Source organism: Pseudomonas sp. EA_35y_Pfl2_R111, assembly GCF_963970955.1.
Classification (GTDB): domain Bacteria; phylum Pseudomonadota; class Gammaproteobacteria; order Pseudomonadales; family Pseudomonadaceae; genus Aquipseudomonas.
The window spans coordinates 129291-148964 of the sequence record NZ_CAXAOM010000005.1; the positions used below are offsets into that span (position 1 = coordinate 129291).

Here is a 19674-nt window from a genome sequence, read left to right on the forward strand (position 1 = left end):
CCCTGTAATGACCCCAGAACTGCCCGACCACTACCGCGAGATCCTGCTCGGTGTCGGTGAAAACCCCGAACGCGAAGGCCTGCTGGATACGCCCAAGCGTGCCGCCAAGGCCATGCAGTACCTGTGCAACGGCTACCACAAGAGCCTGGAAGAAGTGGTCAACGGCGCACTGTTCGAGTCGGATAACGACGAGATGGTGATCGTCCGTGATATCGAGCTGTACTCGCTGTGCGAACACCACATGCTGCCGTTTATCGGCAAGGCTCATGTGGCCTATATCCCCACCGGCAAGGTGCTCGGCCTGTCGAAAGTGGCGCGCATTGTCGATATGTATGCACGGCGCCTGCAGATCCAGGAAAACCTCACCAAGCAGATTGCCGACGCGATCCAGCTGGTCACCAACGCCGCCGGCGTGGCCGTGGTAATCGAAGCCAAACACATGTGCATGATGATGCGCGGCGTGGAGAAGCAGAACTCGGTGATGACCTCCTCGGTGATGCTTGGAGCCTTCCGCGAATCCTGCAACACTCGCCATGAATTCCTGCAACTGATCGGACGGAGCAAGTAATGCCGCGACTGGAACCTGGGATGGCGCGCATCCGCGTCAAAGACCTGCGCCTGCGCACCTACATCGGCATCAAGGAAGAGGAGATCAACAACAAGCAGGATGTGCTGATCAACCTGACCATCCTCTACCCCGCCGTAGAAGCGGTGCGCGATAACGATATTGACCACGCCCTCAACTACCGCACCATCACCAAGGCGGTGATTCGCCACGTTGAAGAAAACCGCTTCGCCCTGCTGGAGCGCATGACCCAGGAGATTCTTGACCTGGTGATGGCCAACCCGGACGTGCGTTACGCCGAAGTGGAAGTGGACAAGCTACACGCCCTGCGCTTTGCCGAGTCGGTGTCGATTACCCTGGCCGGGCACCGCGGCTGATTCAGTCCACCGGCTTATAGGAGTGTCGCTCCGGCTCTCCGCCACGATGCACGCGCTCGCAGGCTTCGATCAGATAGGCACTCTTGATCAAGGCCAGATGAGAAAAAGCCTGCGGGAAATTGCCCAGAAACCCATGCCGGGGGTCGTATTCCTCGGCGAGCAGGCCGACATCGTTGCGTAATGCCAACAGGCGCTCAAACAGGGCCTCGGCCTCGCGGTCGCGGCCGCTCATCACCCAGTTATCAACCAGCCAGAATGAACACGGCAAGAACGCGCCCTCCTCGCCTGCAAAGGCGTCTGTCTGGCGGAATCGATAGACCAGTTCATCGCGATACAGCTCCTGCTCCACCCAGGCGATAGTCGCCTGCACCCGCTCATCCTTGATGGGAAGAAAGCCCAGCAGCGGAATCATCAGTAGACTGGCGTCGGGCTCCGCCTCCTCGTAACTCTGCTTGAACGCACCTCGCGCGGTGTCGATGCCATTGCGGCAAATGTCCGCACGCAGCTCGTCACGGGCCTGGCGCCAACGTGCCAGTGGCGCATCCCAACCGAATGTCTCGGCGTCGCGGATCGAGCGGTCGAACGCAACCCAGGCGTAGATCTTGGAGTGGGTAAAGTGCCTACGCTCGCCGCGCAGCTCCCAGATGCCATCGTCAGGGTCACGCCAGCGCTCGACCAGGTCATTGACCAGTGAGCATTGGCGCTGCCAAGTTTCCGGGTACATGTCTACGCCGCTGCGGCGCGCCAAATGCAACAGGTCAATCAGTTGACCCTGCAGATCGAGCTGATGCTGGGTGCTCGCAGCATTGCCAATGCGCACAGGCTGTGAACCCTTATAGCCCGGCAACCAGCTCAGCTGCTCTTCGTCTAGCGGTGCTTCGCCGCTAACGCTGTAGAGCACAGCGAGCTCGCCATCCTCGCCATCCAACACACGCAGCAACCAGTCGCGCCAGTGGCGCGCTTCATCGAAGTAGTTGGAATCGAGCAGGATATCCAGCGCCAGCACCGCATCGCGGATCCAGCAAAAGCGGTAATCCCAATTCGCTTCGCCGCCAATAACTTCCGGCAGCGACGTGGTTGGCGCGGCGACCATGCCACCGCTGGGCGCATAGGTGAGCGCTTTGAGGGTGATCAACGAACGCACCACGGCCTCACGCCAGCGGCCATGGTAACTGCACTGTACGACCCAGCCTCGCCACGCTTTGGCGCAGTCTTCCACCTGCTGCGCACTGTCGATCAACGCCCCGGGCACTTGCCCAGGGGACAGGTAGCAAAGCTGAAAACTGCGACTTTCACCCACACCCAGGCTAAACAGAGCACGAATATGCCCTTCCTCAACGTCGGCGGGTTGATCGCTGCGTAGCAGCAGGCGCTCCTCACCGTTCCAGGCGCTCACTCCTGCCTCGCTGTGCTCGCACTCTGCAGCACGGGCACCATAGCCAAAACGGGGGAGCAGGCTCATGCGCATCGCGACTTGCCCGGATAGCACCTCAACCCGCCGCAAGAGAGTGATGTCATCACCCAGCGGCATACAGTCGGTAATTTTTACGCGACCGCTCGCGGTGATCATCTCGGTACACAGGACCAAGGTATCTGGCTGATAGTAGCGGCGGACCTCCAGCACTTCGCCAACCGGCGATAACTGCCAGTGGCCATGCTCAGCACGGCCAAGCAACGCTGCAAAACAGGCCGGCGCGTCGAAGCGTGGCGGGCAAAACCAGTCGATACTGCCATTGCGCCCGACCAGTGCAGCGCAGCGCAGATCGCCGATCAAGGCGTAATCCTCAATAGGTTGAGACATAGCGGCCTCTTCGGGGAGCGGGTTCAGCCCAGTAGTCCTATGCCGATGAGCAGCATGATGGCCAATACGATAAACAAGCCGAGCGTCAGCAGGCGGCGGTGCATGGTCAACCACAGCTGCCAGCTGAAATCGCGCGCCTGCTGGTCGAAACGGCCATGGCTGCCCATGTCCTGCTCCACCGCACTGAACAGATTGTCCGGCCGCCCCACAGGCAACGGCTGCTCACTCTGCTGGCTGTCGTAGCCCTGCCGGCTGAGCACCCAGTCGGCAAAGCGGGGCACCAGCTTGTTGCCGTAGATCGCCTTGACCGCAGGAAAGCCGACGCACACCTCTCGGCGACGGTGATAGGCCGCCCATACGATGCCGCGCGCGGCGATTTCCGGCTGGAAAATCGGCGGTACCGGTTGCGGCTGACACTCCATGCGAGTGCGCGCCCAGTCGAACTGGGGCGTGTTAAACGCGGAAAGATGCACCATGGTCAGATGAATGCGGCTTTTTTCCTGCATCAACTCGACGCGCAACGCATCGGTAAACCCCCGGCAGGCGAATTTCGCCGCGCAATAGGCTGACTGCAACGCAATGGCGCGATAGGCCAGCGCCGAACCAACCTGCACAATGGTGCCGCGATTGCGCGGGCGCATATGCCGAAGCGCCGCACAGGTACCATGCACCATGCCCAGATAGGTAACCTCGGTGACGCGGCGATATTCGTCGGCAGTCATTTGCGCGACCGGCGAGAACACGGTGAGCATCGCGTTATTGACCCATATGTCGATCTCGCCCAGCTCAACCTCTATTCGTGCTGCAGCGGCCTCGACCTGCTCAGCATTGGCCACATCCAGGGCCTGCACCCACGCCTGCCCGCCTGCCGCCTCAACCTCTGCCTGCGCCGCTGCCAGGCCAACCCTGCCACGGGCAAGCAATGCGACCTTGGCGCCACGCCGGGCAAATGCCACGGCAGCGGCGCGGCCGATACCGGCCGAGGCGCCGCAGACCACGACCACCTCATTTCGCTTCAGGGCCATGGCTGATGCACCTAACATCTGCCTTGCTCGCCAAGGCAAAACGGGGAAATAACTGGCATCAGGCAGGGCCTCCAGGCTCACATGCAGGGCGCGCCGACACGCGACGCTCACTAAAAATGACCTTCGCCGCTTCGCCCAAGTTCACCCTAATAGCAGCACCACGGTTCCTTGCCGCCCTGTGCCTGTCATATCCAGCGGGGTATTATCGTCCCGCAGCGCTATAGCCTGCGCCGCCGCCAACATTTTCTACCGCAGAGTATTGCCATGACCGAACAAGAACGCCTCGAACTTGAAGCCGCCGCCTTTCGCACCCTGGTGCAACACCTGCGCTCACGCCCTGATGTACAGAACATCGACATGATGAATCTTGCCGGCTTCTGCCGTAACTGCCTGTCCAAGTGGTTCAAGGCCGCCGCCGACGACATCGGTGTCGCCATCACCCCGGATGAAGCGCGTGAAGAGGTGTACGGCATGCCGTATGCCGAGTGGAAAGCCAAATACCAGAAGGAAGCCAGTGCCGAGCAACAGGCCGCCTTCAGTAAAGGAAAAAAGTAATGAGCAGCCTCAACGACTTTCGCGCCAAGCTGCGCAGCGAACACTTCACCTTCGCCGAAACCCTGGCGTTTATTGCCGAGCATTACCAGTACCAACCCTGCGCATTCAGCAATGGCAAGGTGCATAGCGCTGCCGGGCAGAATGAAGGGTCATGCAAGACCCTCGGCCTGGCGCTGCTTGAAGGCCTGAGCCTGGAAGAAACCCTGCTGTGCTTTGGCGAACATTACCGCAGCGTGCTGGCCACCCCGAGCGGCAGCGACCACGGCAATATCCGCGCACTGATGGATACCGGCCTGGCGGGCGTGCGCTTCGAGCAGCCGTCGCTGCAGCGCAACAGCTTGTAATCACCCGCGCAAAAACTTGCGCAACTGTCGGTAAAAGCTGACAGACATCACACTTAAATCCCCCTATGCTGCGCGCCGTTACTTGAACGAGAACACCAGGGACGGTGCTCCGTGCAGCTTTGTGGCCGCGCTCTCCCGGTTTCTCCAACCCTACCTGGCTTGGAGTCGCTTGATGCAGCAGACCTTGGTATGGAAACCATGGCACAACCCGGGCGTGGAAAACCTGCGCCTGAATATCGATGAACACGGCATCAACGCCACCAGTCATCTGATGCAGAGCCTGCAAGGCCACAGCATCGCCGCCACCTATGTGCTCAATTGCGACCCACGCTGGCGTTTTCGTCGCCTGTGGCTGAAGGTCGACAACCACGGCCAGCGCAGCCTCAACCTCAAGCGCGATATCCGTGGCAACTGGTTCCACAACGGCGAACCACGCCCAGACCTCAGCGAATGCCAGCAGGTTATGCTCTCCGAATCACCCTTTCCCCACACCCCAGCCCTGCAACGCTGCGCCCTGGAAACCGGGCAGAGCGAACTGATGCAAGTCGCCTATGTCGACCTGCTAACGCTCAAGGTTGAAGCACGCAGCCAGCGCTACCAGCGCCTGCGTGAAGAAGGCAGGACAACCCTATACCGCAGCGAAGCGCAGGGCAGAAAGAGCAGCGAGCTGACCGTCGACGAGCATGCCTTGCTGGTCAGAGCCAGCGACCAGTTTCTGCGCATGAGCTCGAGGGATTTGAAGCTCAATACCTGGGTATAAGCAGATATCAGACAGCAAAAAGCCTCGAATCAATCGAGGCTTTTTGCATTCTCAGGCTTATTGACCGTCGAGATAACGCTCAACATCCAGCGCCGCCATGCAACCGGCGCCGGCCGAGGTGATCGCCTGGCGGTAAACGTGATCCGCCACATCGCCGGCGGCAAACACGCCGGGCATGCTGGTAGCAGTGGCGTTACCGTCGCGGCCACCGTTGACCACCAGATAACCATCCTTAAGCGCCAGTTGCCCCTCGAACAACGAGGTGTTCGGTGTATGGCCGATAGCAACAAACAGGCCGTCAACGCTCAACTCATCAAAGCTGCCATCGTTGTTCTTCACCCGGACGCCGGTCACGCCCATGTTGTTGCCAAGCACTTCATCCACTTCGGCATTTAGCTTGAGGACGATCTTGCCTTCGGCGACCCGCGCCTGCAGCTTGTCCTGCAGGATTTTCTCGGCGCGGAAGGTTTCACGGCGGTGCACCAGGGTCACCTTGCTGGCGATATTGGCCAGGTACAACGCCTCTTCCACCGCCGTATTGCCGCCACCGACCACTGCTACATCGCGATTACGGTAGAAGAAACCATCACAGGTGGCGCAAGCGGAAACACCCTTGCCCATAAAACTTTCTTCGCAGGGCAAGCCCAGATAACGGGCGCTGGCACCGGTGGCGATAATCAACGCATCGCAGCTGTAGGTGCCGCTATCACCCACCAGGGTGAACGGCTTGCCGGCCAGGTCCACGGCACTGATATGGTCATAGACGATTTCCGTCTCGAAGCGCTCGGCATGCTCCTGCATACGCTGCATCAGCGCCGGCCCCGTCAGGCCATGTACATCGCCCGGCCAGTTATCCACCTCGGTGGTGGTGGTCAGCTGGCCACCGGCCTGCAGGCCGGTGATTAACAGCGGCTTTAGATTGGCGCGCGCAGCGTAGACCGCAGCGCTATAACCGGCAGGGCCGGAGCCCAGAATAATTACGCGGGCATGACGATCAGCAGACATCAGCAACTCCTCCCGGCCATGCCGGCAGCACCACAATAAAAAAGAAGGCATCCACGAATACCTGGGGAAGGCTGTAAGGGTGGAAGCCCCGTAAAGACATGCTGCGCAGCCTATGCCCGCCCAACGCACGGCGGAAATATGCTTTGCCAATGCCTTGCATAGGCAAGCCCTATAACGCGTCCAGGCAATCGTTAGCGCCCGTTGCAGAGGCTTTCACCTACCACGCAAAGCCGGTAAGGTCGGCGCGACTTCAACCTCGCGGAGACTCTCCCCATGCCCGCTCCCGTACTAACCGGCCCGCAATACCTCAGCGAAGGCCTGAAATTGGTCCTGAGCCCTGGCCTGCGGCTGTTTGTGCTACTGCCCCTGACCATCAATCTGCTGCTCTTCGTTGGCCTGATTTACGTGGCCATGCAGCAGTTCGGCGGCTGGGTCGACACCTTTATGCCCACCCTGCCGAGCTGGCTGAGCTTTCTCGAATACGTGCTGTGGCCACTGTTTGTGGTGCTGGTACTGCTGATGGTGTTTTTCAGCTTCACCCTGTTGGCCAATATCATCGCCGCGCCGTTTAACGGTTTTCTCGCGGAAAAGGTCGAAGTGGTGGTACGCGGCCAGGACGACTTTCCGCCGTTTAGCTGGGCCGAGCTGATGGCCATGGTGCCGCGCACCCTGGGTCGTGAATTGCGCAAGCTGGGCTACTTTCTGCCGCGCGCCATCGCCCTGCTGATCCTGACCTTTATCCCGGTGGTCAACCTGATCGCCGCGCCGCTGTGGCTGCTGTTTGGCATATGGATGATGGCGATTCAGTACATCGACTATCCGGCGGACAACAACAAGATGAGCTGGCAGGACATGCTCGCCTGGTTGCGGGAGAAACGCTGGCAGAGCCTCGGCTTTGGCGGCATCACCTACGCCGCCTTGCTGGTGCCTGGGCTGAATATCCTGATGATGCCGGCAGCCGTGGCCGGCGCCACGCTGTTCTGGGTACGTGAACGCGGCGAGCAGGCGCTGACGCCCGCTCCTTAATCTCTAGTCTGCAGGCTAGCTGCGCTCAAGCACCGCGCGCAGCGCCTGCATCGAGGCCTGGGATTCGCGCTCAATCCGCCGGCTCAGCAGCAGGCGGTTGGCCAGGCGCATCAGCAGGCCGTCGAAGCCGTATTCCAGGGTACGGACAAACTGACAACCGCCCTCCACTTCCAGGCACTCGTAGGTCAGCAGCAACCCCAGGCCGTGATCGCCGCGGGCGCTGGCCTGCCAGCGGCGTGCCGGTTGATAGTCGAGCACATCCCAGCACAGATGGCCGGCGCGGCCGCCGGCGTGGATATCTTCCTCAAATACCTCACCGGCGAGCAACGCACCCTCGCGGCCGTAGATGCGCAATGAGGACGGGTGCCATTCTGGCCAATGAATAGGCGCGGCGGCATAACTCAACACCTCGTCCGCCGAGCGGGTGAGGCGAATGCGATGCTGCTGGCGGTTCTGCTGATAGGTCGGCTCCGGTTCCCAGTGCAAGGTGCCGTACAGCCAGTCCATCAGTGGATGGACGATACCGAAGTTGCGCGAATGCATCAGCTCACGGCGATGGTGCAGCGCATGCAGGCGGCGCATCTGGCGAATCCACGGCAATCGCGTAAGCGGGTGCTCGGCCGGCAGGTGCTCGCAGGCATGCACCACCTCATAGCTCATATACCCCAGCAGCATGCTACCGGCGAACAGCGCGGCAAGGTTGCCGTCGATAGGCGCTAGCAGCCACCAGATGCCCAGCAGCGGCAGGCTGTAGAGTACGATCAGCCAGGCGGGGAAGAGGATCACCCGCCAGTCGCGCGGCGTCTCGTAGCGCATCTGGCCTTCGACGAAAAAGCTGTGGTGATCGCCGGTGTGGCGCTTGTAGAACAGCTGGCCGAAGCGCGTCTTGTTGTGCCCCAGCCGCTTGTGCACCTGATATTCGCCCCAGCTGAAGAACACCAGGCTCAGCGGCACCAGCAGCCATTGCCAGAGCGCCACCGCCTCCAGCGTACGCCACAGCAGGCTGATGCAGGTCAGGCCGTAGGCCAGGACAAAGGCGGCATGCAGCCAGGGGTTGTACAGCGGGTGGATAGCATCCCGATAACGTGTGCGGAAAGCCTGGGCATTGTCGTTGTTATAGGCCACGGCGGTACTCCTGTGCGGATTGACAGCAGTCTAGGCGCGGCCAGATCATTCGAATAATGGATATTTAAAAAGAGCATTATTCTTGATAACGAATTTGCGTCAGCTCGACCTTAATCTGCTGCTGGTCTTCGATGCCCTGATGCAAGAAGGCAACCTGACCCGCGCCGCCGAGCGCCTGCACCTGAGTCAGTCGACGGTAAGCAACGCCCTCGCCCGTCTGCGCCAGCAACTCGGCGAAGAGCTGTTCCAGCGCACCGCCCGTGGCATGACTCCCACCGCCCGCGCTCAGGCCTTGTATGTGCCGGTGCGTCAGGCGCTGCGCCTGCTGCAGACCGGCCTAGGCCCGGCCGAGCCGTTTGACCCGCAGACGCCGCACGCCTTTAGCCTATCGCTTAACGACTATGCCCAGGCCGCGTTGCTGCCCATGTTGCAGGCGCATCTGGCGCGCAGCGCTGCGCAGGTCGAGCTGCTGGTGCAAGCCGATGATGCCGACAGCCTGGTGCAGCGCTTGGAAAACGGCGCGCTGGACCTGGCCATCGACTATCTGCATTTCGATTCGCCCGACCTGCATTACGCGCCGCTGCGCGAAGAACCCCTGGTAGCCATCGGCCGTGCCGGCCACCCGGCCTTCGTTGGCGGGCTGAGCCTGGAAGATTACCAGCAGGCCCGGCATATCACGGTAACCCCGCGCGCCGGCCGTGGCTCACCACTGGAAATTGTCCTAGGTTCAGCCAGGGTACGCCGGCAAGCGGCACTGCACTTGCCCAACTACCTGCCGATCCCGGCCATCGTCGCTCAGACCGATCTGCTCGGCACCGTGCCTGCACGCCTGGCCGAGGCCTTCGCCCCAGTGCACGCGCTGGAAATCGCGCCGCTGCCCTTCGATATGCCGCCGGTGCAGGTCAGCCTAATTTGGCATCACCAGCAGCACCTCGACCCAGCGCACGCCTGGTTGCGCCAGCAACTACTCGAGCTGCTCGACTGACATACAAACGCAACCAAAGCGTCACAGTCATTACATAGCGGCAGCGGACACTGCTGCCATGAGCACAGCTTCCCTGCATATCGCGCTGATCAGCGAAACCTTCCCACCGGAAATCAACGGCGTGGCCAATACCCTCGGTCGCCTGGTCGATGGTCTGCGTGGCCGTGGCCATCGCGTGCAACTGGTGCGTCCGCGACAGAGCGTCGACCCGCGCGGTGCTGCCGATCAGGACTTATTGCTAACCCGTGGTTGGCCGCTGCCCGGCTACCCCGGTTTGCAGTGGGGTCAGTCGTCGCTGCACAAGCTCTTGCGCAACTGGCAACACCAGCGCCCGGATGTGCTGTATATCGCCACCGAAGGGCCGCTGGGCTTGTCCGCCCTACGCGCCGCGCGCCGTTTGCAGATCCCGGTGGTCAGCGGTTTTCACACCAACTTCCAGCAATACACCGGGCATTACGGCTTTGGCCTGCTAACCCGCCTGCTGACCAATTACCTGCGCTGGTTCCATAACCGCTCGCAGATGACCCTGGTGCCCAGCGTCAGCCAGCAGATCGAACTGCAACGCCGTGGCTTCGACAATCTGGAACTGCTCTCGCGGGGCGTCGACAGCCAGCTGTTCCACCCGGCCAAACGCTGCGCAGCTTTGCGCGAGCGCTGGGGCCTGGCGGAGCAGGACATCGCCATCCTGCATGTCGGCCGCCTGGCCGCAGAAAAGAACCTGGCCCTGCTCAGCAAAAGCTTTCAGGCGCTGCAACAGGCGCACCCGCAGCGGCGGCTGAAACTGATTCTGGTCGGCGATGGCCCGCAGCGCGCCAGCCTGCAGCAGCAACTGCCTAATGCGGTGCTCTGCGGCCTGCAGCGCGGCGAAGAGCTGGCTGCGCATTACGCCTCAGGCGACCTATTTGTGTTTCCCAGCCTGTCGGAAACCTTCGGCAATGTGGTGCTCGAAGCCCTGGCTTCCGGGCTTGGCGTGGTGGCATTTGATCAAGCGGCGGCCGCGCAACATATCCGCCACGGGCATAACGGCGCGCTGGCCGTGGCCGAAGATGAGCACGGATTTATCGACGCCGCCAGCTGGCTGCTGAGCGACCACGAAGGTCTGCGCCGGGTACGCCTGAATGCGCGGCTGCATGCCTCACGCCAGGGCTGGCCGGCGATTGTCGAGCTGTTCGAAGTGCATCTGCGCAGTGCCATGCGGCCTGCGCAAGCGTTACCTGCCGGCAGAACGCAGCATTGAGCGAACCGCTGCGGGAGGCGCTTTAGCGGCGAGTTTTCTACCGCTGTTGTCGCGGCTGCGACTGCATGGATGCAGGAGGTAGGGCCGCACCCGCTGCCGGCGGGCCTGCGGCATTCACCACATCCATGTGGATCGCGAAGCAGGATGCCAGAGCCGAAAGCCCTCCCCTACAACAGCACATCCAGACGTTTGATCAGACGCACTTCCTGCGCGCTGATGACGGCACCATAGGCCAGTACTTCGACACCGGCACTCACCGCCTCACGCAACGCAGCGGCATAGGCCGGGTCGATTTCCTCGGCCGGGCGCACCGCGTCGATGTCCGTCAGATTCACGCAGTACAACTGCACCGCGCGGATCCCCTCACGGGCCAGTGCAGCCAGTTCGCGCAGGTGTTTGCTGCCGCGCTCGGTGCGCGCGTCGGGAAATGCGGCTACGCGAATGCCTTCGAACCCCAGGGTAACGCTCTTAACTTCGACAAACGCCGCGCCTGTTGGGTAGTCCAGGCGAAAGTCGATCCGGCTGCGTTCCTGGCCGTAAGGCACTTCGCGCTTGAGGCTGGTAAAACCGTTCAACTCGCTGATCAGCCCGGCGCGCAGTGCTTCTTCGACCAAAGCATTGGCGCGCCCGGTGTTGATCACCGCCAGACGGCCGTGCGGCGTTTCGCCGATCTCCCAAGTGCCCGGCAACTTGCGCTTGGGGTCGTTGCTGCGGCTAAACCAGACTTTTGAGTTTTCGCCCATGCAGTTGAGCATCGAACCGGTGTTGGGACAGTGAATGCACAGCAGCTCGCCGCTAGCGGTCTCGATATCGGCGAGAAAGCGCTTGTAGCGGCGCAGGAGACGGCCCTCTTCCAGCGGCGGATCAAACTGCATGGGACTGCCAGCTGATCAGGCCACGCTTGATCCGCTCCACCGCCTGCTGCAGGCGCGGCAGATCCTGGGTGTAGGCAAACCGCACATGCTGCGCCGCCAGATAGCGGCCGAAATCCAGACCAGGGGTAAAGGCTACATGCTCGGTTTCCAGAAAGTGCTGGCAAAAGGCAAAGGCATCGCCACCAAAGGCGCTGATATCGGCATATAGATAGAAGGCGCCCTCTGGCTCCACGGCGATCTTGAAGCCCAGTTCACGCAACGCCGGCAGGAGGAAATCGCGGCGGCGCTGAAACTCGTGGCGACGTTGTTCGAGGATGTCCAGGGTCTGCGGCGCAAAGCACGCCAAGGCGGCATGCTGGGCCATGCTCGGCGCGCTGATATAGAGGTTCTGTGCCAGTTTCTCCAGCTCCGGCACGGCGGCCGGTGGCGCCACCAGCCAGCCCAGGCGCCAGCCGGTCATGCCGAAATACTTGGAAAAACTGTTGAGCACGAAGGCCTCATCGTCCACTTCCAGCACGCTGGCCGCGTCCACGCCGTAGGTCAGACCGTGGTAGATCTCATCCACCACCAGATGGCCGCCGCGCGCCTTCAGCGCCTGCGACAGCCCGCCCAGCTCATCACGGCTAAGCAAGGTGCCGGTCGGATTGGCCGGGGATGCCACCAACGCGCCAACGCTATCCTGATCCCAATAGCGCTCGATCAGATCGGACGTCAGTTGATAACGCACCTCAGGGCCTACTGGCACCAGCTGCGCCGCGCCTTCGACCAGACGCAGAAAGTGACGATTACAGGGGTAACCCGGGTCGGCCAGCAACCAGTGCTTGCCAGGGTCGACCAGCAGGCTGGTGGCCAGCAGCAAGGCGCCCGAGCCACCCGGGGTGATCAGAATGCGCTGCGGGTCGATATCCAGACCGTAACGCTGGTCATAGAAGCTGGAGATCGCTTCACGCAGGGCTGGCAGGCCACGTGCAGCAGTGTAACGGGTGTGCCCATTGGCCAGAGCCGCCTGCCCGGCAGCGACAATCGGCGCGGCGGTGGTGAAGTCCGGCTCACCGATTTCCAGGTGAATCACATCATGGCCGTCGGCCTGCAACTGATTGGCGCGGGCCAGCAGCGCCATCACGTGAAAAGGTTCTATGGCGCGGCTGCGCGCACTGTAGGACTGGGCCATGGGACTGTCTGCCTGGGAGATAAGGCGCGGATTCTAAAGCATACCCGGCGCAGCTTCGACAACCGGGAGTGGCGCAGGCCGAGTTGTTCTGGTAAGTTCGCCCGCTTGCAGCCGCAGGGCCGGTTCTACTCGATGTAGGGTCGGCAAGGGACACCGTCCTGCGCAGTGGATTAGAGAGAGTGAGAGGCGGTCATCCATGCCCACCAAAGCAAAAGCAAAAAGCAGCCAACTGACTCGTGGTTTCGAGCCCTATAAAGAAACAAAGGGCGAGGAGTATATGGGTGAGCCGATGCGCGCCCACTTCACCGGCATCCTCAACAAGTGGAAGCTTGAATTGATGCAGGAAGTTGATCGTACTGTGCACCATATGCAGGACGAAGCAGCCAACTTCCCCGATCCAGCGGATCGCGCTAGCCAGGAAGAAGAATTCAGCCTGGAACTGCGTGCCCGTGATCGCGAGCGCAAGCTGATCAAGAAGATCGACGAAACCCTGCAACTGATCGAAGACAACGACTACGGCTGGTGCGATTCCTGCGGCGTAGAAATCGGCATCCGCCGACTGGAAGCACGCCCCACCGCCACCCTTTGCATTGATTGCAAAACGCTGGCGGAAATCAAAGAAAAACAGATCGGTTCCTGATCTGACCCAGAGGGTGCTTCGGCACCCTCTGTTGTTTCTGCCTCCCTGTGTGTGCCACGGCAAATGAACACACCCGCGTATATCGGCCGCTTCGCCCCCACCCCTAGCGGTTATCTGCACTTCGGCTCACTGGTCGCAGCTCTTGCGTCGTACCTTGACGCGCGCGCGGTAAATGGCCGCTGGCTGCTGCGCATGGAAGACCTTGACCCACCACGGGAAGTGGCCGGCGCCCAAGAAGGCATTCTCAGCACCCTAGAAAGCTACGGCTTCGAATGGGATGGCGAGCTGGTACGGCAAAGCGCGCGCCACGGGGAATATGCCGCCCTGGTCGAACGCCTGCTCAGCCAGGGTCTGGCCTACGCCTGCACCTGCTCGCGCAAGCAACTGGAAGGCACCCAGGGCATTTACCCCGGCACCTGTCGCAACGCCAGCCACGGTTTTGCCGATGCCGCGATTCGCCTGCGCGTGCCGGAGCTGAGCTACCACTTTGTCGACCGCGTGCAGGGCGATTACCGCCAGCACTTGGGCCGCGAGGTGGGCGACTTCGTGATTCGCCGCCGCGATGGCCTGTATGCCTACCAGCTGGCGGTGGTACTCGACGATGCCTGGCAGGGCGTGACCGACGTTGTGCGCGGCGCTGACCTGCTCGACTCCACCCCGCGCCAGCTGTACCTGCAGGAACTGCTCGGTTTCTCGCAACCGCGCTACCTGCATGTGCCGCTGATTATCCAGCCGGATGGCCACAAGCTGGGCAAATCCTACCGTTCGCCACCGCTGCCAGCCGACCAGGCCACTCCGCTGCTAATCCGCGCCCTGCGTGCGCTTGGTCAGGCACTGCCGGACGGCGCCAGCTATGGCCAGCCCGGCGAGCTGCTGCGCTGGGCCAGCCAGCACTGGGATGCCACACGCATTCCGCGCAGCCTGACGCTCGCCGAGGCGCAGTTGCGCTAAACACTCTGGATCAGCTTTTTTCGGCCGGAGGCTCGCTCAACAGTTCAGCCAGCTCCGCGCAATCATTCTCTATTGCGGCTAGGGCTCGCGCGCACAACGCCCGATAGTGCTCTAGCACCTGTTCACCGGTTTCGGTCAATCGCGTGCCGCCACCGTGCTTGCCGCCGGCCAGGGTGCTGACCAGCGGCTGCTTGAAGCTGCGATTCATGGTTTCCACCAGCAGCCAGGCGCGCCGATACGACATATCCATGGCACGGGCAGCGGCGCTGATTGAGCCGTGCTGCGCGATGGCCGCCAACAGCTCGGCCTTGCCGGGGCCGATTGCAATATCAGGGCCGTTATACAGGCGGATTTTCAGATCAAGACGGTACATGCGGCGACCACGGGGGGAGTTCGCTGCGCAGACTAACGTCTGACCTGATCAGGCGAAAGTAGCAAACCTACTGCGCAGCAACCGTTCGAGAGATAAGGTCGCGGTTATATGTGCCCAAGCAATAGCAGCACCAACAGCACAATCACCACCACGCCCAAACCGCCCGATGGTCCGTAACCCCAGCTTCGGCTGTGTGGCCAGGCGGGTATGACGCCGATCAGTAATAGAATCAGCACGATCAACAGAATGGTACCCAGGCTCATGGCGTTCTCCTTAATGAGTCACTGCAATGCGCCGGATCAGCAGGTGCCGAGATGGCACCTAAGCGTGAGCGCCCCTTCACCTTGCACGCCATAGCGGTAGCCGTCAGTGCGCTATCGAACCAACAGGCTCACACCTACTCCGCTGCCAGTGCACCATCAACAATTTGCTGCGCTTCACTGAAAATACGCTGCAAATGCTCCGCATCGCGAAAGCTTTCGGCGTAGATCTTGTATATATCTTCGGTGCCCGACGGCCGCGCGGCGAACCAGCCGCCCTCGCTGATCACCTTGATCCCGCCAACCGCCGCACCGTTGCCCGGCGCCTTGTCGAGCACCTGGGTGATGGCGTCACCCGCCAGCTCACGGCTGCTGATCTGCGCGGGCGAGAGTTTGCCCAAGGTCTTCTTCTGCGCAGGTGTGGCCGGCGCGTCGACGCGGTCGGCATAGATCGCGCCGAACTCATCGCTCAGGCCTTGATACAGCTCGCCAGGATCACGCCCAGTCACTGCGGTCATTTCCGCAGCCAGCAGCGCCAGGGCGATGCCGTCCTTGTCAGTGGTCCAGACCCGGCCATCACGGCGCAGGAAGGTCGCCCCGGCGCTCTCTTCGCCGCCAAAACCGAGGGATCCGTCGAACAGGCCGCCGGCAAACCACTTGAAGCCCACCGGCACTTCCTGCATCGGCCGGCCCAGGCGCGTAGCGACGCGGTCGATCATCGCGCTGCTTACCAGGGTTTTGCCCACCGCCGCGCTGGCGCTCCACTGCGGGCGATGCTGGAACAGGTAATCGATGGCCACACTGAGGAAGTGATTGGCCGGCAGCAAACCAACACTTGGTGCGACGATGCCGTGGCGGTCGTAGTCGGTGTCGCAGGCAAAAGCGACGTCATAGCCATTTTTCAGGCCGATCAGGCGCTGCATGGCGTGACTGGAGGATGGGTCCATGCGGATCTGGCCGTCCCAGTCCAGGCTCATAAAGGCGAACTGCGGATCGATGTTCTCGCTCACCACATCCAGATTGAGGCCGTACTGCTCGGCGATGCGTGCCCAGTAATGCACCCCAGCGCCGCCCAGCGGGTCGACACCTAGGCGCAGGCCAGCGGCACGGATCGGGGCGAAGTCGATCACGTTGCCCAAGTCACTCACATAGCTGCCGAGGTAATCGTATTCCTGCACATTGGCGGCCTGCCGCGCCTGCGCCAGCGGCATTCGCTTGACCTCACGCAAACCACCTTCGAGCAATACGTTGGCGCGGTTCTGCACCCAGGTGGTGATATCGCTGTCAGCCGGGCCGCCATTGGTTGGGTTGTACTTGAAGCCGCCGCTGTCGGGTGGGTTGTGCGACGGCGTGATGACGATGCCATCGGCAAGGCCGCTATCACGGCCCCGGTTATGCACGAGGATGGCTTGGCTGATGGCCGGCGTCGGGGTGAACTCACCGCCGGCAGAAATCATGGTTTGCACACCGTTGGCCGCCAACACTTCAATCGCGCTGTCCAGCGCAGGCGCCGACAACGCATGGGTATCGGCGCCGATAAACAGCGGGCCGTTAATGCCCTGGGCCGCCCGGTAGTCACAGATGGCCTGGCTGATCGCTAACACATGGGCCTGGTTGAAGCTGTGCGTCAGAGAGCTGCCGCGATGCCCGGATGTGCCGAAGGCCACTCGCTGACTGGCCATGCTCGGGTCCGGCTGCAGGTCGTAATAGGCCGCCAGCAGCGCGGTGATATCGGTTAACAAGGAAACAGGCGCCGGCTGACCGGCCAAGGGATGAAGACGTGCGCTCATAGAAACTCCGAAGAGGATAGAACCCGTAAAAAGCGGCAGCTTAACAGGCCATCGCGCCTAGACGCAGCGCTTGCAGACAGGATTAGGCTATCCTTGCGGCCCATTTTCTTGCCGCAGGATGACCCAAATGAAAGCCCAGCTCGAAGAATTGATCAGCAAGATAAGCTCGGGCTGCATGCTGGCGGAAGACGTCGCGCGCATCGCTGACGAGGCGGCCCAGGCCTATGCCGACCCACAGGCATTCCTCGCCGCCAACCCAGATATCAACTTCGATGACAGCTTTCCCATTCCGCTAGGCGAGTGGGTAGTGGTCGGCAGCCTGCCGGAAACCGTGCTGTTTCAGGCCGACAGCTATGACGCACTGTTCCAGCAGATCACCGAGTCGTTCGGCCCGGAAGTGAGCTTTGTGCTCAAGCCCAAGCAACTGGTGAAAGTCGAGCCGCTGAAAGCGCTAAACCGCATCCAGGTACAACTTTCCAGCCTATCGCCGGAAACCAAGGGCTACGTGTTGCTGGGTTTCAGCGAAGCGCTGGATGACGAGCTGCAAGCCGTGCTGGTGTACAGCACGGACCTGGCGCGGGTGATGGAGCTGGCAGTGGAAGTCGGCATTTACGCCGCGCCGGCTTATGAGGCGCTTAAAGCCGCGCAAGAAGCCGAATAAAACGGGCATACGACCTGCTGCGCGTCGGCCAGCCTGCGTTAAAAATAGCCGCAGGCGGTAACTAACGTAGCGCCTTGCTTGGTTCTAGCTCGCGAGCTCGTAAACAGTTTTCTAGGAATGCTTGCGGCGCAATTCCGCCAGCTTGGCGGCTAACGCATCCAACTCGGCGCTCTGCCCGGGCGGTAGCTGACGCAGAACCGCCTGACTCAGGCGCATCTGGCGGATAAACCGCCGGCAATGCTGACACATGGCCAGGTGAAGGCGCACGGACATGCGCATACGCAGGCCCAGCTGGCCATCAAGAAATTCGCTAGATTGGGCCACCAACTGCTTACAACTCAACATTGGCCGGTTTCCTCAAAATGCTCCAGCGTCGCAAAAACCTTGAGACGCGCACGGTGCAGCAGCACCCGCACATTGGAGAGCGAGACCTGTAAAAGATTACAAATCTCCTCCAACTCCAGCCCTTCACGCTCACGCAGGTGCAACACGCTGCCCTGCAACTCAGACAGGCTGGCCAGGGTTTTCTCCAGGCATTCACGCAATTCGTCCTCGGTCAGCAGCGCTTCCGGGGAGTCGTGATGCCAGGCATGCGGCGCCAGCAGCCAGTGGCCATCTGAGCTGAAACGCTCATCACCAATACTGCCGTGGGGCGAGGGAATATCGTCGAGCAACACTTCGCGGCGATTACCCTTGAGGCGGGTTTTCGCGGTATTGGCGGTGATGGTCAGCAGCCAGGTTTTCAGGCTGGAGCGCGCCTGAAAACCATCGAGGCTGCGCACCACGGCCAACCAGGCGTCCTGTACCACTTCATCGGCGTTGCGGCTGCCGACGATGGCAAAGGCCACCGCACGCATCGCCCCTTGATAAGTGGCGACCAGCTCACGGTAGGCCTTCTGTTCGCCTGCACGCAGACGCGTCAGCAGCGCCTGATCAGCCGGGTAATCCATCAATGCTTACGCAGGATCACGCTACCAATCGAATAACCGGCACCGAACGAGCTGAGCACGCCCAGGGCGCCGCTCGGCAGGTCTTCCTGGTATTTGTGCAGGGCGATCACCGAACCGGCCGAGCTGGTGTTGGCGTAGGTGTCGAGAATCACCGGCGCCTCACCTGGCTCGGCGTCGCGGCCGAGCAGCTTGCGCGCGATCAGCAGGTTCATGTTGAGGTTGGCCTGGTGCAGCCAGAAGCGCTTCACATCACCGACGTTCAGTTTGTTCTCGGCCAGGTGCGCGGCAATCAGCTCGGCGACCATCGGGCAGACGTCCTTGAATACCTTGCGGCCTTCCTGAACGAACAGCTTGTCGCGCGCGCCAACGCCCTCTTCCGCACAGCGGTTGAGGAAGCCGAAGTTGTTGCGGATGTTGTTGCTGAACTGGGTGATCAGCTTGGTGCCGACGATATCGAACTGGTAGTTCGAGGTGGCCTGGTCGGCGCGCTCGATAATCACTGCAGTGGCGGCGTCACCGAAGATAAAGTGGCTGTCGCGGTCGCGGAAGTTCAGGTGGCCGGTGCAGATTTCCGGGTTGACCATCAGAATCGCGCGGGCCTGGCCCAGCTGCACGCTGTTGGCCGCAGCCTGAATGCCGAAGGTGGCCGAGGAGCAGGCCACGTTCATGTCATAACCAAAACCCTGAATGCCCAGCGCGGCCTGCACTTCAATCGCCACGGCCGGATAGGCGCGCTGCAGGTTGGAGCAGGCAACGATCACCCCATCGATATCGGCGGCTGTCTTGCCGGCGCGGGCCATGGCGTCCTTGGCGGCGCCTACGGCCATTTCGCAGAGGATGCCCCACTCGTCATTGCTGCGCTCCGGGATGCGCGGCGCCATGCGCTTAGGGTCGAGGATGCCGGCCTTGTCCATGATAAAGCGGCTTTTGATGCCCGAGGCTTTTTCGATAAAGCCGCTGCTCGATTCGCTCAGCGCTTCGACTTCACCGTTGGCGATGGCTGCGGCGTTGTCGGCATTGAACAGCTGGACAAAGGCGTTGAACGACTCCACCAACTCATCGTTGGAAATACTGCTTGCCGGGGTATAGAGGCCGGTACCACTGATCACGACGTTATGCACAGTCATTCCTCTGTTCTTCGCCGCAGGCAGCGGCCAGTTATGCAATACACCCAGGCAGGCTAGGCCATGGGCAAAAA

At 61.5% G+C, this 19674-nt stretch carries 23 protein-coding genes; 11 read left to right on the forward strand and 12 right to left on the reverse strand.

Annotated features, from left to right (window positions below):
* Positions 1-7 precede the first annotated feature (7 nt).
* Positions 8-568 (forward strand): GTP cyclohydrolase I FolE, encoded by a 561-nt coding sequence (folE, locus tag AACY25_RS18245; protein WP_339412414.1) that lies wholly within the window; start codon positions 8-10, stop codon positions 566-568.
* Complete coding sequence (gene folX / locus AACY25_RS18250) at positions 568-942, forward strand: dihydroneopterin triphosphate 2'-epimerase (RefSeq protein ID WP_339412416.1); 375 nt, start codon at positions 568-570, stop codon at positions 940-942. The genes folE and folX overlap by 1 nt, the downstream gene beginning before the upstream one ends.
* Position 943: 1 nt before the next feature.
* Here folX and AACY25_RS18255 read toward each other — a convergent pair whose 3' ends face one another.
* Both AACY25_RS18255 and AACY25_RS18260 read right to left on the reverse strand, forming a co-directional pair.
* On the reverse strand, positions 944-2743 hold the full coding sequence (locus tag AACY25_RS18255; protein ID WP_339526504.1) for a glycoside hydrolase family 15 protein: 1800 nt from the start codon (positions 2741-2743) through the stop codon (positions 944-946).
* A 23-nt stretch (positions 2744-2766) separates the two neighbouring features.
* Positions 2767-3768: an SDR family oxidoreductase gene (locus tag AACY25_RS18260; protein ID WP_339526506.1), complete on the reverse strand. Its 1002-nt coding sequence runs from the start codon at positions 3766-3768 to the stop codon at positions 2767-2769.
* 264 nt (positions 3769-4032) lie between these two features.
* On the opposite strand from AACY25_RS18260, the gene AACY25_RS18265 reads away from it, so the two are divergent.
* From AACY25_RS18265 to AACY25_RS18275, 3 genes are all read left to right on the forward strand, one after another.
* Positions 4033-4323 carry a DUF1244 domain-containing protein gene (locus AACY25_RS18265; protein WP_339412420.1) on the forward strand — a complete coding sequence of 97 codons (291 nt, stop codon included), beginning with the start codon at positions 4033-4035 and terminating at the stop codon, positions 4321-4323.
* On the forward strand, positions 4323-4667 hold the full coding sequence (locus AACY25_RS18270; protein ID WP_339412422.1) for a HopJ type III effector protein: 345 nt from the start codon (positions 4323-4325) through the stop codon (positions 4665-4667). Before AACY25_RS18265 ends, AACY25_RS18270 begins: the two co-directional genes overlap by 1 nt.
* Before the next feature lie 172 nt (positions 4668-4839).
* Positions 4840-5427, forward strand: coding sequence for a putative glycolipid-binding domain-containing protein (locus AACY25_RS18275; protein ID WP_339526508.1), 588 nt, complete (start codon positions 4840-4842; stop codon positions 5425-5427).
* 57 nt (positions 5428-5484) lie between these two features.
* On the opposite strand, the gene trxB is transcribed toward AACY25_RS18275, so the two are convergent.
* Entirely contained in the window at positions 5485-6432 is a 948-nt protein-coding gene (gene trxB, locus AACY25_RS18280) for a thioredoxin-disulfide reductase (RefSeq protein ID WP_339526510.1), read from the reverse strand.
* A 273-nt stretch (positions 6433-6705) separates the two neighbouring features.
* Between trxB and cysZ the strand changes: the two genes are divergently transcribed.
* Entirely contained in the window at positions 6706-7458 is a 753-nt protein-coding gene (cysZ, locus tag AACY25_RS18285) for a sulfate transporter CysZ (protein ID WP_339526512.1), read from the forward strand.
* 15 nt (positions 7459-7473) lie between these two features.
* Here cysZ and AACY25_RS18290 read toward each other — a convergent pair whose 3' ends face one another.
* A complete protein-coding gene (locus AACY25_RS18290) occupies positions 7474-8583 on the reverse strand; it encodes an SRPBCC family protein (RefSeq protein ID WP_339526514.1) in 1110 nt (369 codons plus the stop codon).
* 82 nt (positions 8584-8665) lie between these two features.
* On the opposite strand from AACY25_RS18290, the gene bsrA reads away from it, so the two are divergent.
* Entirely contained in the window at positions 8666-9568 is a 903-nt protein-coding gene (bsrA, locus tag AACY25_RS18295) for a LysR family transcriptional regulator BsrA (protein ID WP_339412430.1), read from the forward strand.
* Positions 9569-9626: 58 nt separating this feature from the next.
* A complete protein-coding gene (locus AACY25_RS18300; protein ID WP_339526516.1) occupies positions 9627-10805 on the forward strand; it encodes a glycosyltransferase family 4 protein in 1179 nt (392 codons plus the stop codon).
* A 167-nt stretch (positions 10806-10972) separates the two neighbouring features.
* Here AACY25_RS18300 and sfsA read toward each other — a convergent pair whose 3' ends face one another.
* Positions 10973-11680 (reverse strand): DNA/RNA nuclease SfsA, encoded by a 708-nt coding sequence (sfsA, locus tag AACY25_RS18305; protein ID WP_339526518.1) that lies wholly within the window; start codon positions 11678-11680, stop codon positions 10973-10975.
* Entirely contained in the window at positions 11670-12851 is a 1182-nt protein-coding gene (locus AACY25_RS18310; protein WP_339526520.1) for a pyridoxal phosphate-dependent aminotransferase, read from the reverse strand. Before AACY25_RS18310 ends, sfsA begins: the two co-directional genes overlap by 11 nt.
* Positions 12852-13047: 196 nt before the next feature.
* Between AACY25_RS18310 and dksA the strand changes: the two genes are divergently transcribed.
* Together dksA and gluQRS are read left to right on the forward strand one after the other, a co-directional pair.
* The gene (dksA, locus tag AACY25_RS18315) at positions 13048-13491 is read left to right on the forward strand and encodes an RNA polymerase-binding protein DksA (RefSeq protein WP_090251641.1); all 444 of its coding nucleotides are present in this window, start codon (positions 13048-13050) and stop codon (positions 13489-13491) included.
* Between the two features lie 63 nt (positions 13492-13554).
* Positions 13555-14442, forward strand: a complete 888-nt coding sequence (gene gluQRS, locus AACY25_RS18320; protein WP_339526522.1) for a tRNA glutamyl-Q(34) synthetase GluQRS — start codon at positions 13555-13557, stop codon at positions 14440-14442.
* Between the two features lie 10 nt (positions 14443-14452).
* Here the strand turns inward: gluQRS and AACY25_RS18325 are convergent, their stop codons facing one another.
* From AACY25_RS18325 to pgm, 3 genes are all read right to left on the reverse strand, one after another.
* Positions 14453-14815 (reverse strand): winged helix-turn-helix domain-containing protein, encoded by a 363-nt coding sequence (locus tag AACY25_RS18325; protein WP_339526523.1) that lies wholly within the window; start codon positions 14813-14815, stop codon positions 14453-14455.
* Positions 14816-14919: 104 nt separating this feature from the next.
* Positions 14920-15078, reverse strand: a complete 159-nt coding sequence (locus AACY25_RS18330) for a DUF3309 family protein (RefSeq protein ID WP_339412443.1) — start codon at positions 15076-15078, stop codon at positions 14920-14922.
* Positions 15079-15212: 134 nt separating this feature from the next.
* Positions 15213-16865, reverse strand: coding sequence for a phosphoglucomutase (alpha-D-glucose-1,6-bisphosphate-dependent) (pgm, locus tag AACY25_RS18335; RefSeq protein WP_339526524.1), 1653 nt, complete (start codon positions 16863-16865; stop codon positions 15213-15215).
* A 127-nt stretch (positions 16866-16992) separates the two neighbouring features.
* Between pgm and AACY25_RS18340 the strand changes: the two genes are divergently transcribed.
* On the forward strand, positions 16993-17526 hold the full coding sequence (locus AACY25_RS18340; RefSeq protein ID WP_339526525.1) for a hypothetical protein: 534 nt from the start codon (positions 16993-16995) through the stop codon (positions 17524-17526).
* Positions 17527-17637: 111 nt separating this feature from the next.
* On the opposite strand, the gene AACY25_RS18345 is transcribed toward AACY25_RS18340, so the two are convergent.
* From AACY25_RS18345 to AACY25_RS18355, 3 genes are read right to left on the reverse strand one after another with little or no spacing between them, the layout of a single operon-like run.
* On the reverse strand, positions 17638-17871 hold the full coding sequence (locus AACY25_RS18345; protein WP_339526527.1) for a zf-HC2 domain-containing protein: 234 nt from the start codon (positions 17869-17871) through the stop codon (positions 17638-17640).
* Complete coding sequence (locus tag AACY25_RS18350; protein ID WP_282876503.1) at positions 17865-18476, reverse strand: RNA polymerase sigma factor; 612 nt, start codon at positions 18474-18476, stop codon at positions 17865-17867. The genes AACY25_RS18345 and AACY25_RS18350 overlap by 7 nt, the downstream gene beginning before the upstream one ends.
* Positions 18476-19597 carry a beta-ketoacyl-ACP synthase III gene (locus AACY25_RS18355; RefSeq protein ID WP_339526735.1) on the reverse strand — a complete coding sequence of 374 codons (1122 nt, stop codon included), beginning with the start codon at positions 19595-19597 and terminating at the stop codon, positions 18476-18478. Before AACY25_RS18355 ends, AACY25_RS18350 begins: the two co-directional genes overlap by 1 nt.
* Positions 19598-19674: the final 77 nt, after the last annotated feature.

What these genes read in the sequence shown, in the direction of transcription:
- folE (WP_339412414.1), top strand. Translation starts at nt 8, where the DNA reads ATGACCCCAGAACTGCCCGACCACTACCGCGAGATCCTGCTCGGTGTC.
- folX (WP_339412416.1), top strand. Translation starts at nt 568, where the DNA reads ATGCCGCGACTGGAACCTGGGATGGCGCGCATCCGCGTCAAAGACCTG.
- AACY25_RS18255 (WP_339526504.1), bottom strand. Translation starts at nt 2,743, where the DNA reads ATGTCTCAACCTATTGAGGATTACGCCTTGATCGGCGATCTGCGCTGC.
- AACY25_RS18260 (WP_339526506.1), bottom strand. Translation starts at nt 3,768, where the DNA reads ATGGCCCTGAAGCGAAATGAGGTGGTCGTGGTCTGCGGCGCCTCGGCC.
- AACY25_RS18265 (WP_339412420.1), top strand. Translation starts at nt 4,033, where the DNA reads ATGACCGAACAAGAACGCCTCGAACTTGAAGCCGCCGCCTTTCGCACC.
- AACY25_RS18270 (WP_339412422.1), top strand. Translation starts at nt 4,323, where the DNA reads ATGAGCAGCCTCAACGACTTTCGCGCCAAGCTGCGCAGCGAACACTTC.
- AACY25_RS18275 (WP_339526508.1), top strand. Translation starts at nt 4,840, where the DNA reads ATGCAGCAGACCTTGGTATGGAAACCATGGCACAACCCGGGCGTGGAA.
- trxB (WP_339526510.1), bottom strand. Translation starts at nt 6,432, where the DNA reads ATGTCTGCTGATCGTCATGCCCGCGTAATTATTCTGGGCTCCGGCCCT.
- cysZ (WP_339526512.1), top strand. Translation starts at nt 6,706, where the DNA reads ATGCCCGCTCCCGTACTAACCGGCCCGCAATACCTCAGCGAAGGCCTG.
- AACY25_RS18300 (WP_339526516.1), top strand. Translation starts at nt 9,627, where the DNA reads ATGAGCACAGCTTCCCTGCATATCGCGCTGATCAGCGAAACCTTCCCA.
- sfsA (WP_339526518.1), bottom strand. Translation starts at nt 11,680, where the DNA reads ATGCAGTTTGATCCGCCGCTGGAAGAGGGCCGTCTCCTGCGCCGCTAC.
- AACY25_RS18310 (WP_339526520.1), bottom strand. Translation starts at nt 12,851, where the DNA reads ATGGCCCAGTCCTACAGTGCGCGCAGCCGCGCCATAGAACCTTTTCAC.
- dksA (WP_090251641.1), top strand. Translation starts at nt 13,048, where the DNA reads ATGCCCACCAAAGCAAAAGCAAAAAGCAGCCAACTGACTCGTGGTTTC.
- gluQRS (WP_339526522.1), top strand. Translation starts at nt 13,555, where the DNA reads ATGAACACACCCGCGTATATCGGCCGCTTCGCCCCCACCCCTAGCGGT.
- AACY25_RS18325 (WP_339526523.1), bottom strand. Translation starts at nt 14,815, where the DNA reads ATGTACCGTCTTGATCTGAAAATCCGCCTGTATAACGGCCCTGATATT.
- AACY25_RS18330 (WP_339412443.1), bottom strand. Translation starts at nt 15,078, where the DNA reads ATGAGCCTGGGTACCATTCTGTTGATCGTGCTGATTCTATTACTGATC.
- pgm (WP_339526524.1), bottom strand. Translation starts at nt 16,865, where the DNA reads ATGAGCGCACGTCTTCATCCCTTGGCCGGTCAGCCGGCGCCTGTTTCC.
- AACY25_RS18340 (WP_339526525.1), top strand. Translation starts at nt 16,993, where the DNA reads ATGAAAGCCCAGCTCGAAGAATTGATCAGCAAGATAAGCTCGGGCTGC.
- AACY25_RS18345 (WP_339526527.1), bottom strand. Translation starts at nt 17,871, where the DNA reads ATGTTGAGTTGTAAGCAGTTGGTGGCCCAATCTAGCGAATTTCTTGAT.
- AACY25_RS18350 (WP_282876503.1), bottom strand. Translation starts at nt 18,476, where the DNA reads ATGGATTACCCGGCTGATCAGGCGCTGCTGACGCGTCTGCGTGCAGGC.